Annotated in this window: 14 protein-coding genes and 1 pseudogene; 7 read left to right on the forward strand and 8 right to left on the reverse strand. The window is 68.2% G+C overall.

Annotated features, from left to right (window positions below; genetic code table 11):
* Positions 1 to 109 precede the first annotated feature (109 nt).
* The 3 genes and pseudogenes from F5544_RS07965 (at position 110) to F5544_RS07975 (ending at position 3018) form a co-directional block, all read left to right on the forward strand.
* Entirely contained in the window at positions 110 to 1276 is a 1167-nt protein-coding gene (locus F5544_RS07965) for a sensor histidine kinase (RefSeq protein WP_238847145.1), read from the forward strand.
* Positions 1273 to 1919, forward strand: a pseudogene (locus F5544_RS07970) (response regulator). Before F5544_RS07965 ends, F5544_RS07970 begins: the two are co-directional and overlap by 4 nt.
* An 85-nt stretch (positions 1920 to 2004) precedes the next feature.
* Positions 2005 to 3018 carry a DUF418 domain-containing protein gene (locus tag F5544_RS07975; protein ID WP_167472582.1) on the forward strand — a complete coding sequence of 338 codons (1014 nt, stop codon included), beginning with the start codon at positions 2005 to 2007 and terminating at the stop codon, positions 3016 to 3018.
* 2 nt (positions 3019 to 3020) lie between these two features.
* Here the strand turns inward: F5544_RS07975 and F5544_RS07980 are convergent, their stop codons facing one another.
* Both F5544_RS07980 and F5544_RS07985 read right to left on the reverse strand, forming a co-directional pair.
* Positions 3021 to 4184, reverse strand: a complete 1164-nt coding sequence (locus tag F5544_RS07980; protein WP_167472583.1) for a cytochrome P450 — start codon at positions 4182 to 4184, stop codon at positions 3021 to 3023.
* Positions 4185 to 4217: 33 nt separating this feature from the next.
* The gene (locus F5544_RS07985; RefSeq protein WP_238847146.1) at positions 4218 to 5027 is read right to left on the reverse strand and encodes an NAD(P)H-binding protein; all 810 of its coding nucleotides are present in this window, start codon (positions 5025 to 5027) and stop codon (positions 4218 to 4220) included.
* A 216-nt stretch (positions 5028 to 5243) separates the two neighbouring features.
* On the opposite strand from F5544_RS07985, the gene F5544_RS07990 reads away from it, so the two are divergent.
* Together F5544_RS07990 and F5544_RS07995 are read left to right on the forward strand one after the other, a co-directional pair.
* A complete protein-coding gene (locus F5544_RS07990) occupies positions 5244 to 6104 on the forward strand; it encodes an AraC family transcriptional regulator (protein WP_167472585.1) in 861 nt (286 codons plus the stop codon).
* A gap of 69 nt (positions 6105 to 6173) precedes the next feature.
* A complete protein-coding gene (locus tag F5544_RS07995) occupies positions 6174 to 6542 on the forward strand; it encodes an ADP-ribosylation/crystallin J1 (RefSeq protein ID WP_167472586.1) in 369 nt (122 codons plus the stop codon).
* On the opposite strand, the gene F5544_RS08000 is transcribed toward F5544_RS07995, so the two are convergent.
* Positions 6543 to 7262: a VIT1/CCC1 transporter family protein gene (locus F5544_RS08000; RefSeq protein WP_428847126.1), complete on the reverse strand. Its 720-nt coding sequence runs from the start codon at positions 7260 to 7262 to the stop codon at positions 6543 to 6545.
* Between the two features lie 62 nt (positions 7263 to 7324).
* Positions 7325 to 8560 (reverse strand): FAD-dependent oxidoreductase, encoded by a 1236-nt coding sequence (locus F5544_RS08005; protein ID WP_167472587.1) that lies wholly within the window; start codon positions 8558 to 8560, stop codon positions 7325 to 7327.
* A gap of 96 nt (positions 8561 to 8656) precedes the next feature.
* Between F5544_RS08005 and F5544_RS08010 the strand changes: the two genes are divergently transcribed.
* Positions 8657 to 9112, forward strand: a complete 456-nt coding sequence (locus F5544_RS08010) for a MarR family winged helix-turn-helix transcriptional regulator (RefSeq protein ID WP_238847147.1) — start codon at positions 8657 to 8659, stop codon at positions 9110 to 9112.
* 44 nt (positions 9113 to 9156) lie between these two features.
* Here the strand turns inward: F5544_RS08010 and F5544_RS08015 are convergent, their stop codons facing one another.
* The gene (locus tag F5544_RS08015; protein WP_167472589.1) at positions 9157 to 10302 is read right to left on the reverse strand and encodes a cytochrome P450; all 1146 of its coding nucleotides are present in this window, start codon (positions 10300 to 10302) and stop codon (positions 9157 to 9159) included.
* 11 nt (positions 10303 to 10313) lie between these two features.
* Positions 10314 to 11126, reverse strand: coding sequence for an AraC family transcriptional regulator (locus F5544_RS08020; RefSeq protein WP_238847148.1), 813 nt, complete (start codon positions 11124 to 11126; stop codon positions 10314 to 10316).
* Between the two features lie 32 nt (positions 11127 to 11158).
* Here F5544_RS08020 and F5544_RS08025 point away from each other — a divergent pair, with 32 nt between their 5' ends.
* Entirely contained in the window at positions 11159 to 11530 is a 372-nt protein-coding gene (locus F5544_RS08025; RefSeq protein ID WP_174867297.1) for a DUF4345 domain-containing protein, read from the forward strand.
* A 67-nt stretch (positions 11531 to 11597) separates the two neighbouring features.
* On the opposite strand, the gene F5544_RS08030 is transcribed toward F5544_RS08025, so the two are convergent.
* Positions 11598 to 12227, reverse strand: coding sequence for a hypothetical protein (locus F5544_RS08030; RefSeq protein ID WP_167472590.1), 630 nt, complete (start codon positions 12225 to 12227; stop codon positions 11598 to 11600).
* 403 nt (positions 12228 to 12630) lie between these two features.
* Positions 12631 to 15519: an AfsR/SARP family transcriptional regulator gene (locus F5544_RS08035; RefSeq protein ID WP_167472591.1), complete on the reverse strand. Its 2889-nt coding sequence runs from the start codon at positions 15517 to 15519 to the stop codon at positions 12631 to 12633.
* Positions 15520 to 15679 lie beyond the last annotated feature (160 nt).

The following is a 15679-nucleotide window of genomic DNA, read 5'->3' on the forward strand; positions in this document are numbered from 1 at the left end:
CCACAGGAACAGGGCGAACCGACTCAGTAGGTATTGCCCGTTCGTCCGGCCGGACATCTCCTCCGATGGGAGGAACCGGAGGTGCCGTTGGCCGGGCATTATTGGGCGGGTGTTTGATTCCGGGGTGACGCGTGGCGTCGATTGGCTGCTCGACGCGCGCTCGCTGGCGGTGCGCACGGGGGTGTTGCTGCTGCTCGCGGTGGGGTGTCTCGCGCTGCTCTCGAAGGATGCCGGACCGGTCGATTGGGGGATCGGGCTGGTGGCGGTGCTGGTCACCGCCGGTGGCGTGCGCTGGCCGCTGACCACGGCGCTCGCCGAATCGGGGCTGCTGGTGCTCGGATTCACGGTTGGGCATGCGGGGCCGCTGGTGGTGAAGGTCGGCGCGGGTATCGCGCTGACCGAACTGGCCGCCCGGCGCGGCGGTTGGCCGCCGCTGCTGGCCGCGGCCGCGCTGGCCGGGGCCTACCTGCTGCACGGCGGCGAATTCGCCGCCGACGGATATCGTGCGCTGGTCATGGCCGGTTTCCCGCTGTTGATCGGCGGTCTGCTGCGGACCGCGCGGGAGAGCGCCGACCGGGCGCGGCAGGCGGCCGACGAACTCGCGCAGCGGCGCGAGGCCGATATCGCGGCGGCCAGGGCGGTCGAGCGCACCGCCATCGCCCGCGAACTGCACGATCTGATCGCCCACCATGTTTCGTCCACCGTGCTGCGGGTCGGTGTGGCCCGGCACGCGGTACCGGACACACCGCCCGCGGTGCGCGCGGTGCTGGACGATATCCACGCCAGCGGCACCGAGACCCTCGCCGATCTGCGGCTGCTCGTCTCGGTGCTGCGCGACCCGGCGATGACCGGCGAATCCTTCACCGCCCCAGCCGATCTGCCCGCCGCGCTGAGCGTCATCACCGACCGCGCCCAGCAACTCGGCCACACCGTCGACGCCAGCATCGACGACGCGGTGACCGGCACGGACGCGCTGCGCGCCCTCACCCTGCTGCGGCTCACCCAGGAAGGTATGACGAACCTCGTGAAATATGCGCCGGACGCCGTCGCTCGGCTGTCCATTGCCGTCGCACCCGACGGGTCGATCGATTTCTCGTTGTGCGACAACGGGATCCGGTCTCGGCGGGCGGCATCGGCCGTCGCGGGCGGCGGACTCGGGCTGATCGGCCTGCGCGAACGCGTCGAACTGCTCGGCGGCGAATTCGACGCGGGCCCAACCGATTCCGGATGGCGGCTGGCGGCGCGCCTACCCGCGCCGGTCCGGGGTGCGGCATGACCGTTCGGGTATTGCTCGTCGACGATCAGCAGCTGGTGCGGGCCGGTCTGCGCATGCTGTGCGATACCGACGCCACGCTGGAGGTGGTGGGGAGGCCGGTAACGGAAACGAGGCGGTCCGGCTCGCCGACCGGCTGATTCCGGACGTGGTGCTGATGGATCTGCGGATGCCGGGCATGGACGGAATCCGCGCCACCGAACGAATTCTCGCGGCCAGGCCCGGCATCCGCGTGCTCGCGCTGACCACCTTCGACGATGACGACCACCTGTATCCGGCGTTGAACGCGGGCGTATGCGGATTTCTCGTCAAGGACGCATCGCCCACCGACCTGCTCGACGGCATCCGCCGGGCCGCCGCCGGCGAACGGCCCTTCGCCCCCGCCGTGCTGCACCGGCTGGTCGACGCCGCCGTCGCCGCGCGCGATCTGCCCGCGGAACCCGTTGCGCCGCAGGGACTCACCCCGCGCGAGGCCGATGTGCTCGCCCTGGTGGCCGCCGGTCTGTCGAATGCCGAGATCGCCGCGCGGCTGCACCTCGGCATTACGACGGTGAAAACCCACGTCGCCAACCTGCTGGCGAAAACCGGGACGACCAACCGGGTTCGGCTCGCCGTGCTCGGCATTCGATTGGCCCCACCCGACTGAATGGACGGGTGGGCCCGCGAAACTATGTGCGACACCGCACCGCGGGAACCGTCCGGTCGGGTCACCGGTGGATACCGTGAGAGCTATGAGGTACCGACTCGCCGCCCGCCCGCGCATTCACGAGCTGGACGCGGTTCGTGGGTTCGCGCTGTGCGGCATCCTCGTGGTGAATATCTGGCAGCTCACCGGCATGCGCGAGACCAAGGCGCCCGGCGTGCTCGACCAGCGGCGGCAGGTGCTTTCGCTGCTGTTCGAGGGGCGGTTCTTCCCGATCTTCTCGTTCCTGTTCGGGCTGAGCTTCGCGTTGTTCCTGGAGCGGGCCGCCGACCGCACCGATCGTCCGCGAGTCGTTCTGGCGCGCAGGCTGATAGCGCTTGCCGGATTCGGCCTGATCCACCACATCTTCCAGCCGGGCGAAGCGCTCTTGCCTTACGCCATAGTCGGATTGATGATTCTGCTGCCGGCCACCGCGCTGCCCCGGTGGGTGGTGTTGCTGGCCGGGCTCAGCGGAACCATCGCGGTACCGCTGCTGCTCGGCGGCGGATTCGGTTTGGTGCCCGGGCTTTTCCTACTCGGTCTCGCCGCGGCCCGCTTCGACGTCGTGCCGAACCTGAACCGCCGGAGTTGGCTGGTCCCCCTGATTTTCGTGGTCGCCGCACCCGCCGCCGTCGTGGCGGGCATCTGGCAGTACCGCACGCCGTTACTCGATCTGGGCAGTCCGGCCCCGGCCATCGCCGGACTGATCGGCGCGCTCGCCTACCTGACCGGACTATTGCTGTTGCTGCGCACCGAATTCGGCGAGCTGCTCAGCGACCTGCTCGAACCGCTCGGCAGGATGGCGCTCACCAACTATCTTTCCGCGACCGCGCTGGTGCTGACCGCCGAACGCTATCTGCGACTCCATGATTCGACCCGCTACGGCATGCTGCTCGCATTGGCCGCGGCGATCATCCTGGTACAGACGGTATTCAGCTACTGGTGGCTGCGGTGGTTCCGCTACGGTCCGCTCGAATGGATATGGCGCTGCCTCACCTGGTGGCAGCTGGTGCCGAATCGGCTCACCAGGGACGAACGCCGACGGCTCGCACAGCGGTGGTGAGATCAGGCGAGGCGCACCGGCAGGGTCAGCGGGCCGCGATGCCGGAATCCGGAACGCCAGCCGAGCGTCGATTCCGCGACGGTGAGTGCGATCCCGGGCCAGCGGGTGAAAACCTGGTCGATGGTGGTCGCGGTGACGGTGTGTACCAGCGCGGTGCCCAGGCAGGCGTGGGTGCCGTAGCCGAGGCCGAGGTGGGGGTTCCGGGTTCGGGCTAGATCCAATTCGCTTGGCGCATCGAAGATTTCCGGGTCGTGGTTGGCCGATGCGAGGCAGAGTAGGACGGTCTGGCCTGCTTTGATGGTGTGGGTGCCGATGGTCAGATCGGTTAGGGCGAAGCGCGGACCGGTCAGCACCTGTGGGGACAGGTAGCGCAGCAGCTCGTCTACGGCTCGATGGGAATTCATCGGATCGCCGAGCAATGACCGCTGGTCCGCGCGGTCCAGCAGCGTGAGGATCCCACCCGCGACCAGATCGACGAGCACCTCGTACCAGACGAACAGCAGATAGAACAGCAGACCCGTCAGCTCGTCGTCATCGAGGTGACCGGCACGGTGCGCGGCGACGAGGCGGCCGAGCACGGTGTCGTCGCGTGGCCGCTCTTTCGTCGTCGCGATGACCGACAGCATGACGTCGAGGGTGTCCCGCGCCCGCGGTGGCTCGGCGGACGGCATCAGTGTCGAATTCGCCCATACCGCAAGGGCTTCGCGCGCGGGCTCGGTGAGACCGAGCAGCTCGCCGAGGACCGCGGCGGGCAGCGGCACCGCGAGCCGCTCGACCAGATCCACCTCGTCGTCCGTATTCAGCTCGCGCAGAATCGGTTCCACCAAACGCGGTGCCAGGGTGGTCCATTCGGCGAGCCGGCGCGGTGACAGCTCGCCGGTGACGATCCGGCGGAGCCGGGCGTGATCCGCCGGGGCCGCGTTGGCCAGGCTCGTCTCCAACTGCGGCGGCAGCGCGAACCCGCGATAGTCATCCGAATTCGCATGCCGCACATGGGTGGTCAGCCGCTCATCCAGCAGCCCCGCCCGCACCTGCGAGTACCGCGTGACGAGCCACGCGGGTGGCCCATCCGGTGTCCGCACCCGGTGCACACCCCCATCGGCCCGCAATCGGTCCAGCGTCGCCCACGGATCCGCAGCGAACCCGGTATCGAATACCTCGATCACCCGGCCATCGTCGCATCCCAGAACCACCGGTGCCTACTTCCGGTGCCAGACCCGATCCACGTAGGATTCGAAATCCCTTGCGGGACGGCCTAGTACGCGCTGTACGCCGTCGGTCGGCGGGGTGTTGGTCCCGGTGCGCATCAGTTCGAACATGACGCCGAGTTCGGTCGCGACCGCCGCCGGATAACCCGCGGCGAGCAGTTCGTCCTCGTAGGCCTGCGGTGTCAGCTCGGCGTACTCGATGGTGCGCCCGGATGCGGCGGCGATGGCCGCCACGGCCTCGGCGAAGGTGATGGCGCGTGGGCCGGACAGCTCATAGATCTGTCCGGCGTGCCCATCGCGGGTGAGCAGCGCCGCGGCCACGTCGGCAACATCTTCCGCGTCGATGAATGATTCGCCGACCGCGCCGATCGGGAGGGCCAGTCGCCCCGCCAGCAATGGTGCGTGCCAAAGGTCTTCATCGAAGTTCTGATCGAAGTTGTTGGCGCGGATGATCGTCCAGTCCACGCCCGCGGCGCGGACAGCGTCCTCGGCGGCTGACATCCCATGGCCGAATCGTCCGCCGGTGTGTTCGATGCCACGTCCGGACAGCACGACCAACCGCCGCACACCGCTCGCCACCGCCCGAGCGACGAAGGGGGACACCGGCGCCGGATCATCCGGTGCGATCAGATAGACCGCGTCCGCCTCCGCCAGCGGCGCCGTCCAGGAATCGGGTTCGGACCAGTCGAAGCGCACCTCACCGGATCGCGACGCGGCGAGCACCTTCTCGCCCTCGTCGCGCAGCCGTCCGACCACACGCCGTCCCGTTTTACCCGTCGCGCCGAGTACCAGAATCGTCATGCTTCGAGTCAATCGCGGCGGCCGTCGGCGAACCATCGGCGAACGTCCTCGATCCATGTCCATTCGTCCGCCGAATGGACGCTGCCGGCGAGGCCGTCCTCGGATCAGCGCACGGCCGGAGCGACTGCGGAGATACGCCTGATGCCGCTGTGGGCGAGGACGTCCTCAGTCCGCGCACGGCCGGAGCGAATGCGGAGGTACGCCTAGAGTGGCTGGGTGGACCCGTTCGACGATCTGCTGCGTAGTGTGCGCGCCGAGGGCGCGATATTCGGCAAACCGGTGCTTTCGGCGCCGTTCGCACTGCGCTTCACCGATGGCGCCGCGCTGACGCTGTGTGTTCCGCTGCGTGGCTCGGGCTGGTTGGTCACGGCCGATCAGCGGCAACGCATCGAGGTGGGGGAGGTGGCCATCGTGCGCGGCCCGGATCCGTTCGTCTTCACCGACGATCCGGATCGCGGCGACGAGCCGACCGACATCGCGGGATGGTCGGCCGAGCAACCCACCGGCGACACCGTGCTGTTGGCCGGAACGTATCAGGTGCGCCGCGCGGTGCCCGCCCGACTGCTGCGCGTGCTGCCGCCGCTGCTCACGGTGCCCGACGGCGAGGATTGCGCACCGCTGCGCGAGTATCTGGAAGGGCAACTGGTGGGCGGGCATCCGGGCCGTCAGATCGTGCTGGATCGCCTCCTCGACTGGTTGCTGGTCTGCACCCTGCGCGACTGGTTCGACGCGACCGCGCCGGCCTGGTACCAGGCCTTGAGTGATCCGGTGATCGGGCCGGTGCTGCGGGCGATGCACGAAACACCCGGCGCACCTTGGACATTGGCCACGCTGGCGACCGAGGCGGGCGTCTCCCGGACCACCTTGGCCAAGCGGTTCGCCGAGACCGTCGGCGAACCGCCCCTCGCCTACCTCACCGACTGGCGGATGACGGTGGCCGCCGACCTGCTCGCCGAACCGGGCGCCACCGTGAGTTCGGTCGCCCGCCGGGTCGGCTACGCCGACGCCTTCGGTTTCAGCTCCGCATTCAAGCGGGTCCGCGGCGTCAGCCCGAGCGCCTACCTCCGCTCGGCCTGAGCACGGCCGCAATTCGGATGCGACGCGATGGCTGTATGCGCGACGATGACGGCGGAAGGGGTGGTGATCATGGAGCAAAATGCGGTGACCGTGCTCTGGCGGCCGACGGGTCCGGCGGAGTTGGCGCTGGTCGCGGGCACTGGTTGGCGGGCATGGCCGCCTCGGCTGCCGGATCAGCCGATCTTCTATCCGGTGCTCTCCGAGGATTACGCGGTCATGATCGCGCGGGACTGGAACGTGCCCGCCTCCGGTGCCGGATATGTCACTCGGTTCTCGGTGGAGACGAATTATCTTGCGCGGTACGAGGTTCAGCAGGTCGGTGGCCGGGAGATCCTCGAATACTGGATTCCGGCCGAGGAACTCGACGAATTCAACGCCCATATCATTGGGAAAATCGAAGTGGTGCACTGCTTTCCGGATGATGCGCCGCTGCCGTGATCAGATTCCCGATATCCCGGCGAGCTGGCCGATGCCGTAGGTGACGGCCATGGCCAGCGCGCCGCCGATCACCACTCGCAGTACCGCGCGGCCGCGGGAGCTGCCGCCGAGGCGGGCGCTCAGCGAACCGGTGATGGCGAGTGCGATCAGCACTGCCGCGAAGGTCACCGGGATGCGGGCGGTGACCGGCGGCAGCAGGATGGCGAGCAGCGGGAGCAGCGCGCCGAGGGTGAAGGAGACGGCCGAGGAGAACGCGGCCTGCCATGGGTTGGTCAATTCATTTGGGTTCAAACCCAATTCGGCCTCGGCGTGGGCGGTGAAGGCGTCGTGCGCGGTGAGTTCCTCGGCCACCTTGCGCGCCGTCTCCGCCGACAGTCCCTTGTCCCGGTAGATGCCCGCCAGCTCGGTCAGTTCGTAGCCGGGTTCGTCGCGCAGCTCCCTGCGCTCCTTCGCCAGCAGCGCGCGCTCGGAGTCGCGCTGGGTGCTGACCGAGACGTATTCGCCCACCGCCATGGAGATGGCGCCCGCGCTGAGCCCGGCGATGCCCGCGGTGAAGATGGCGTTGGTGCTGGTCGTCGCCGCGGCGACACCGACGACCAGGCCCGCGGTGGATACGATGCCGTCGTTCGCACCGAGTACGCCCGCGCGCAGCCAGTTCAGCCGCGAGGCCAGACCCTCGCCGTGCGGTTCGTGCGGATGCGCACCGGTTGGCTCGTTCACCTGCCGCAGCCTATGCCAAAGACCGGACGGTTTCGATGAGGGCCGCGCGTTGCCGTGCCGAATTACCGGCTGGCGGGCACGGGGGTCTCGTCCCAGTGGACGCGGTGCTGGTACATCCACTGGATGCTGCCGATGCCCTGCTTCGCGGCCTTCCGGAGAAATATCGGCATCAGTTGACGGAACACCCAGCGGCCGACGGCATTGGTGGACGAGCGGGCGGCGCTGGTCGCCGCCCCGTGCCTGACGATCCGCTCGACGCGTTCCCGGCGACTCGCCTCGAAGGCGGCCAAAGCCTTTGCGGTGTCGGGAATGTCGCGTAGGCACTGGGCCAGGACGACGGCATCCTCGACCGCCAGCGAAACGCCCTGCCCGGACGATGACGCGACGGCGTGCGCGGCGTCGCCGACGATCACCATATTGTCGTTGTGCCACTTCTGCACGGACGGCATGTCGTACTGATTGAAGGCGGGTACGAAGGTCTCGTCGCCGGTGGCCGCGACGATGCGGGCCGCCGGTGTGTCGTCGACGCCGACCAGCTCGACCAGCCGCTCGCGCCAGTCACCGGGCCGGGACGCGGCGAGCTCTTCCCGCGAAAGTTCCTTGGTGGCAGGGATATTCGTGAACCACCAGATCTCACCGTCCGGTGCGACGTGGTAGCCGAAGAACGTTTGTTTGCCGACGACCATGTTGTAGTCGCCGATCCGCAGTCCGAACTTCTTGTACAGCGTGCGGTCGGTGACGAAGCCGCCGAGCCCGTAGATGCCGAGGAAGTGTGCCTTCGGCGCCGTCGGATCGATGATTTCCCTTGTGCGGGAACGAATTCCATCCGCACCGATGAGCAGGTCCGCGGTCGCGCTCGAGCCGTCGGCGAAGGTGACGAGCACGCCGCCGTCCGGGGTCGGCCGCGCGTCGACCATGCGCTTGTCGAATTCGAATCGGATGCCGCGGCGCACGGCCTCGTCGGTCAGCGCCCGGTACAGGTCCCGGCGTTTGACGCTGTGGGTGACGGTGCCGTCGGGCAGGGTGCCGCCGACCGGCACATCGGCGATGTGCTTGTTGGCGCTGGTGAAGAACGACAGCGTGTCGGTCGGGTGGCCGACGCCGGTGACCACCGGATCGACGTCGATCTGCGACAGCGCCTGCAGCCCGTTCACCGCGACCGTCAGGTACGCGCCGAGCTGTTCACCGGCCACCTCGTGGTACGCCTCGTAGATGACCGGCTCCAGTCCGGCCTTCTGCAGTGCCATCGCGGTCACCGGTCCGGCGATGCCGCCGCCGATGATCAGGGCCTTCTTCATGGTGGTTCTCCGCTTCGATCTCTCGATTGTGATGTATCTTGGTAATCAAGGCATATATATCTTGAGCGTCGAGAGGTTTGAATGTCAAGAGAAAATTTGGACGAGCTTCGGGCGCGGGTCGGACTCGAGTCGCAGGCGTTCCAAGCGGCCGTCGACGACTTCGATCAGGCGGTCGCGACCACGCTCGGCGTCAATCGGACCGATCTGCGCTGCCTGGAGGTGCTCATGCGGGGCGGGGCGACGCCCGGTGCCTTGGCCGCCGAATTGAGGCTGACCAGCGGCAGCGTGACGACGATGCTGGACCGCTTGGCCAAGCTGGATTACATTGCGCGCCACCCCGAGCCGGGGGACCGCCGTAAGGTGCTGGTCAAGATCACCCCACATACCCAGAACCGGCTGTGGGAGATGTACGGCCCGATCGTCGAGGAAGGGCAACGCGAATTGGCGAAATACACCGCGGCGGAACTGAAGACGATCATCGCCTTCCTGTCCGGCAGTCGCGAGTTACAGGAACGCCAACGCGGCCGGATCGCGGGGCTGGCCTCGGACTAGGCACGTCCTCGAAGTCCCATCCGGCCGGACTTCGAAGGCGCGTCCTAGATCGGCTGGGCGCTGAGCCGAACGGGTAGTTCCGCGAGGCCGTGCGAGCGCCACGACTCGCGGTACACCAGGTCCGCGGCCGGAATCGCAAGGCGCGCATCGGGATAGCGCGTGCAGAAGGCGGGCACCACCGCATCGACGATCAGATCGGTGACCTGCGCGCCGAGACAGTAGTGCGGGCCGCGGCCGAACATCAAGCTGGGGCGGCCGTTTCGGGCCGGATCGGAATCCGCGCCGAACAGTGAAAGCAGGACGGTGCCGCCCTTCGGGATGGTGTGCTCACCGAAAGTCAGGTCGGTGACGGCGAATCGGCGGATCGCGAAGGGGAGCGGGTTGTGCCGCTCGATCAGTTCGGCGCGGCGGTTCGGCCAGTCGGCGATGATTGTCCGGCGGTCTTCGGTTTCGAGTAGGGCGGCGATCAGTTCGCCGGTCAGCAATGCCGCGTTTTCCAAGCCTGCCAACAGCAGTAGAAAGGCCAGCGAAACCAACTCGTCCTCGGATAGTCGGTCCTCGTCGTCGCGCGCACGAATCCAGGAGCTGAGCAGATCGTCGCCCGACTGCTCCCGCTTGGCGGCCACGAGTTCGGTGATTGTGGTTGTGCACCAGCCGATCGCGGCCATCAAACGCTGGCCCGAAGACTTCGATCGCGCGTCGAAGGTCATCATCGCGTTGGCTACCTCGCGCATACCCGCGTACAGATCGCTCGGTGCGCCGAGCAGTTCCGCGATTACCAGCGCGGGAACCGGCGTGCACAGCTTTTCCATCAAATCGACTGCGTCACTGTCCTTGTCGGGCAGCGCCTCGAAAACACTCGCCGTAATCCGGTTGACGGCGGACCGCAGCGATTCGGCGGACCTACGCGAAAACGCCGGTGCGGCAAGCCGTCTCACCCGACCATGAGTATCGCCGTCCATATTCAGCAGATTGCGATCAAGCGCCGCGGGCAGGCCGAAACCGGTATACCCGCCACCGGAATTCCGCTTGTCCAAACTCAACCGCGAATCGGCCAGCAGCCCGGCAACCTCGTCATAGCCCGAGACAACCCAAACCTCTTGCCCCCCAGGCAGCTCCGCCTTCCGCACACCCCCACGAAACGTCTCATGCTCCGCATGCCGCCCCCGCGCCGCCGTCCCGATCGTCACCGTCTCCACCATCACCGCTCCCACTCGTCCCTGCACAATACTTCGCTCCCCAACGGCCGCAGCGTGACACCCGTGCCGAGCAACTGGGTGGCGGCGAGCCCGAAGGTGGCGCGGAAGCGGTCGGCCAGGTGCGATGGGCTCGCGAACCCAGCCGCCGCGGCCGCCGCGGTCAGCGTCTGTCCATCGGTGAGATAGGTGGCGGCGAACAGGAATCGGTGCCACAACCGATATCGGCGCAGGCTCGTGCCCGTCGCCGCGCGAAACAGGTGGAGGAAGCGGGATTCCGAAAGTGCCACGCCTGCCGCGAGTTCGCGTGCGGAGGCGGTGTCGGCGGGTCGTTCCCGGATACGCCGTATGACCTCGTCGATCCGCGGATCGATATGACGTGCGGTTGTCGGCGCGGCCAGCTCTAGCCACCGCCCCGCCGCCGCGTCGGAGCCGTGCGTGCACAGTGCCCTGGCACCGGCGATCAGCAGGGCCTCGCGACCGTGTTGTGCGCCGATCTTCGCGTGCTGCCGAACCATTTGCCGGATAACGGATTCCGCGTGATCGGAGCTCGGGTCGAGATAGCAGAAGACCATCCTGCCGCCATGGCAGACCAGTTGATGGGTCAACCGAGGCGGGATCAACGCGCTGCGGACGGTCTGCTCCTCGCCCGCGCCGCGTACCGTGATCGGCCCGTCGACGCCGACGGCAAGACACCATACCGATCCCGAATGCGGGGCAAGATCGAGCGCGGGCCCGGCATAAAGGGCATGACCAGGCCATATCCACACCGTCGGGTAGCAGGTTCGCGGAAGCGCGCACCCGTCCGCATCCGTCACGATGACCTCCTCACTATGTATTGGAGGCTATCGTGACCATCGCCGTCATCGCCGTCGTCGGCCTGTCCTTCCTCGCGATGGGTATCCACGCCATCGCCGCACCCGCAATGCTGGTCCGGCCCTTCGGAATTCGCCTGGATCAGGCGGTGTCCCGCGCCGAGGTGCGCGCCGTCTACGGCGGATTCGGCTTCGCGATGGCGGCCGTTCTCGCCCTCGCCGCATTCCACCCCGGTTCGCTGCGCACAGGCATCACGGTCACCGTCGCCGCCGCCCTCGGCGGCATGGCATTCGGCCGCCTCCTGTCCGCGCTGCTCGGCGACCGAACCCCCTTCTACCCCAATTGGTTCTACTGTGCCGTCGAATCCATCGCCGCCGCAGCCCTCCTACTCACCGACTACCGCTAGGTCCACCAACCATCAGACCCTCGTCTCGGCTCAGTAGTCGGCCGACAGCGAGGGGCCAAGGGCGGCGTCAGTTGTCGGCCCATTCTTCGAACTCGACGACTACCAGGCCGTCATGGGTGAATACGCTGGCGCACAGCCTGTTCCGGTCCAGGGCCCAGCCGTTGTCGCGGCATTCGGACCAGGTTTTCCGGCGCGGGTCGAAGGTGAGTGACCAACCGTGGTTGGTGTCGAGGTGGTGGCGGACGGTGTCGACGACCTCGGCGGTCGGCGCGCCGGAGGCGCCTTGGATTTCGAACCTGCGCAGGCAGATCGTCGCCGAACCGCCACCGCAGCCGCCGTTCTCGTCGGTGCGGACCGTCAGCTCGCTCGGCACGGGGAGAAATTCCCGGCTGGACGGTGTCGAGGCGCGTTCGCCCTTCGTCGCCAGCACGATTATCGCGTTCGTGAGCACGATGACGGTGCACAGGCCGAGGGTGAGCGCACAACCGATGAACCGCCGAATCGGTGCCGCCGCTGCCGCATCGAATTCGGCGATCAGCCCCCAGAGGAGTACGACCACGACCGCCGCATTCAACGCGAAGGTGGCGGTCATCAACAGGTCCCGCAGGATCCATCCCTCGAAAACCGCCGCTTCGACGGCGGCGATCACCACCAGAACCGCACCGATCCGAAGACGGGTCCGGGGCGTTCGCGCCACGATCAGCCAGCACGCCAGGGGTAGGATAAGAACCCATCGAATCACGTTGGCCAGCCTAGGGTTTCGCCACCGAGTCGGCCGAAGGACGGGTCGAGCCCGATCCGAAGGGGATGGATCGGGCTCGACGGTTCCGCACGTGGCGGAACATCCAGGGTCGCACGAGGCGACGGGGTGGGCAGGAGATTCGGGCGGCAATGCGGCTGACCACATCGCTCACGCACCCCTCGAACGCAAGACGACGCGGTCCGGCCGTCGCCGGCGGGGCGTGTCCGCGCGCGGCCTATCTCCTGGCCCACCACTGGCGATGCGTGGTGCACATCGACAACGGATGGTGCCGCCCGCGGATCGGTGGGCGATAATTGGCGAATAAACGCTCGCTAATGGGCGATGGCGGACGGAGTCTTTATTCGGGAGTGGATGCGGGCGAACCCGCGCTGAACAGGCTTCCGATGGTAGGCGGGGTGAGCCCGGCCCGCTGGAAAATTTCCGCGGCCTCCCGGAATTCCCGCTCCGCCGGCCCGATCAGACCGCGGCGCGACAGCACGATCGCGCGCAATGCCATGGCCCGCGCCCGGTCGATCGGATCGGCCGCCTTCGCAAGCAGGCGCAGTGCCGCGTCGGCCTGTTCCTCGGCTTTCGTGAGTTCACCCGCCTGCAGATACACCTGAGCCAGGCGGGTACGCGCCCAACCTTCCCAGAGCCGGACGCCGTTGCGCTGGGCCGTCCGCACCGCTTCGTTGCCGAGTTCGACGGCCCTGACGTGTTCGCCGCGCATCGACATGGTCGCCGCGTATTCGTGCAGCGCCCAGCCGAGCGCCACCGGATTGGATGTTTCGCGCGCGAGCGCGATCGCCTGCTCGGCGGTGGCCATCGCGTCATCGTATTGTCCTGCCTCGCAATGGGTTCGGGTGACCAGGGCGAGTAGCAGCGCGGTCATCGACCGGTCGCCGAGAACCCCGGCCAGCCGCAGCGCGTCCGCGAAGTGCGCCCGCGAGGCGTCGATATTGCCGAGCCTGCGTTCGGCGATGGCGAGCAGGATGTCGGTGAGCACCGAGAGCCTGCGATCGGCGTCGTCGCGCACCGGCAGCCGGGCCACCCCGCGCAGATGTCGCAGGCTCGCCGCGACCTCGCCGAGCCCGACCTGCAGAATGGCGCCGAGCGCCACCCGGATCCGCCGCTCGGTCGCCGGATTCCCGGCGCGGACGGCCGCGTCGAGCAGCGATTCCAGCGCGCCGGCCAGTTCGCGCGCCGCGGTTCCGACATCCATCAGCTCGGCCATCACCCAGGCCAGGTCGGCCGCCACCGCCAGCGCCTGCCCGCCGATTCTGGCGGCCTGCTTGTGCAGGGCGATCACCACCGGACGCTCGGTGTCGTTCCACGCCTGCCCGTAGGAGCCGTCGGTGAAGGCGCGTCCCGGCACCGCGGTCGGCACCAGCAGGCGGGTGGTGTTGCTGAAGTCGATGACCCCGAGCAGGTTCTTGACGCTGGCCAGGTAATACCCGAGCAGCCGCACCACCACATCGGATTCGTCCTCGTCGGCCACTTCGCGCGCGAAAAGCCGCAGCAGGTCGTGGAATCGGTACCGCCCCGGCGTCGTCGTCTCCAAAAGGCTGAGATCCACCAGGGATTCGCAGACCTGTTCGGCCTCGTCGACGGCGACGCCGAGCATCGCGGCGACCCCCTCCACCGGCAGGTCGGGCACCTCGGCCAAAGCGAGGGTGCGAAAGGCCTTGGCCTGCTTCGCATTCAGCTGACCGTAGCCGAGCCGGAAGGCCGCCTCCACACCGAGTTCGCCGGTGCGCAGCAGCGCGAGCCTGCCGCGTTCGTCGGCGAGCCGGGTCGCGAACGATTCGATGGTCCACCGCGGCCGCACCGCGAGCCGGGCGCCGACGATGCGCACCGCGAGCGGCAGGTAGCCGCAGTGCGCGACCATCGCGCGCGCCGCATCGGCCTCGGCCGCAACCCTTTGCGCGCCGAGTATCCGGGTGAGCAGGGTGAGCGCCTCGTCGGCGGCGAGGACGTCGAGGCGGGTGCGCCGCACGGCGGGCAGTTCGGTGAGTGCGGAACGGCTGGTGATCAGTACCGCGGTGCCCGGCGTCCCGGCCAGCAGCGGGGCGAGTTGGGCGCTGTCCCTTGCGTTGTCGAGCAGCAGCAGCATTCGCTTGCCGGACAACCGGGTGCGTAGCAGTGCGGCGCGCTCGTCGACGGAGGGTGGAATATCGCCCTCCGGCACGCCGAGTGCGCGCAGGAAGCCGCCGACCGCGTCACCGGGCGGCGTCGGCACCGGATCGACGCCGTGCAGGTTCACATACAGTTGCCCGTCAGGGAAGTGGTCGCGGATATTGTGCGCGACATGCAGTGCGAGCGCGGTCTTCCCGACGCCGCCCATCCCGCCGACCGCCGAAATCGCCACCGCACCACCATCATTGGTCAGCTGCGCGGCCAGGGCTTCGACGATATCCCCGCGCCCGGTGAAATCGGCGATATCGGGCGGTAATTGGGCGGGCGGCGGTTCGGCCTGTCGCGATGGTGTTCCCGGCGCGGGCATTTCGGCGCGCAGGATCTTTTCGTGCACCGCGGTGAGCTCCGGGCCCGGCTCGACGCCGATGCCCTCCACCAGCGCCCGTCGGGCGTGCGCGTACGCGTCGAGCGCCTCGGCCTGGCGGCCACTGTGATACAGCGCGGTCATCAACAGCGCCCGGAACCGTTCCCGCAGCGGATACACCTCGATGAGCGGACCCAGTTCGGTGACGGCCTCCGCATCGCGACCGATCTCGATATCGAGCGCGAGCCGGTCCTCCAGGATCGCCAGCCGCCACTGTTCCAGCCGGGAACGCTGCCGCTCGGCGAACGGGCCGGGCAGCCCGCTCAGCGCCGGCCCGCGCCAGGCGGACAGCGCCGCGACCAGCGCGTCGCGCGCGGCGGCCGGATCGCTGGGGCGCAGCCGCTGCGCGGCCGTGACCAGCCGCTCGACCTCCGCGACATCGATCGACTCCGGCGGGATTCGCAATGCGTAGCCGTCGCCGACCGAAACCAGCAGCGTCGACCGGCCGCGCGCGGCGCGGTCGGGTTCCAGCGCGCGCCGCAACTGCGCGACGTGGGTGCGCAGTGCCGCGATGGCCCGCGGCACCGGCTGGTCACCCCAGATCGCCTCGACCAATTCCGCCGCCGCCACCGCCTTGCCGACGCGCAGCAACAGCACAGCCAATACGGCGCGCCGCTGTGGTGGTCCGAGATCCAGCGGCGCCTCCCCGCGCCAACCCTGAACCTCGCCAAGAACTACGAAACGCAAATAATCGACCTCCCGGACAACGGCAGTTTACGTGCTGCCGGTATATCCGGCTCGTTCATTCACCGACTATTCGTCGTTGATTTCGAGTTCAGAAGTTTAAGGGTTGGCCACCTGTGGTGGCGAGGGGCCGCGCCGACAGAGGGGTTGACATGGATTGTCC

Source organism: Nocardia arthritidis (genome assembly GCF_011801145.1).
Taxonomy (GTDB): domain Bacteria; phylum Actinomycetota; class Actinomycetes; order Mycobacteriales; family Mycobacteriaceae; genus Nocardia; species Nocardia arthritidis_A.

Bases quoted from the DNA above. Each gene is read 5' to 3' on its own strand.
- F5544_RS07975 (WP_167472582.1), top strand. From the start codon at position 2,005: ATGAGGTACCGACTCGCCGCCCGCCCGCGCATTCACGAGCTGGACGCG.
- F5544_RS07985 (WP_238847146.1), bottom strand. From the start codon at position 5,027: ATGACGATTCTGGTACTCGGCGCGACGGGTAAAACGGGACGGCGTGTG.
- F5544_RS07995 (WP_167472586.1), top strand. From the start codon at position 6,174: ATGGAGCAAAATGCGGTGACCGTGCTCTGGCGGCCGACGGGTCCGGCG.
- F5544_RS08005 (WP_167472587.1), bottom strand. From the start codon at position 8,560: ATGAAGAAGGCCCTGATCATCGGCGGCGGCATCGCCGGACCGGTGACC.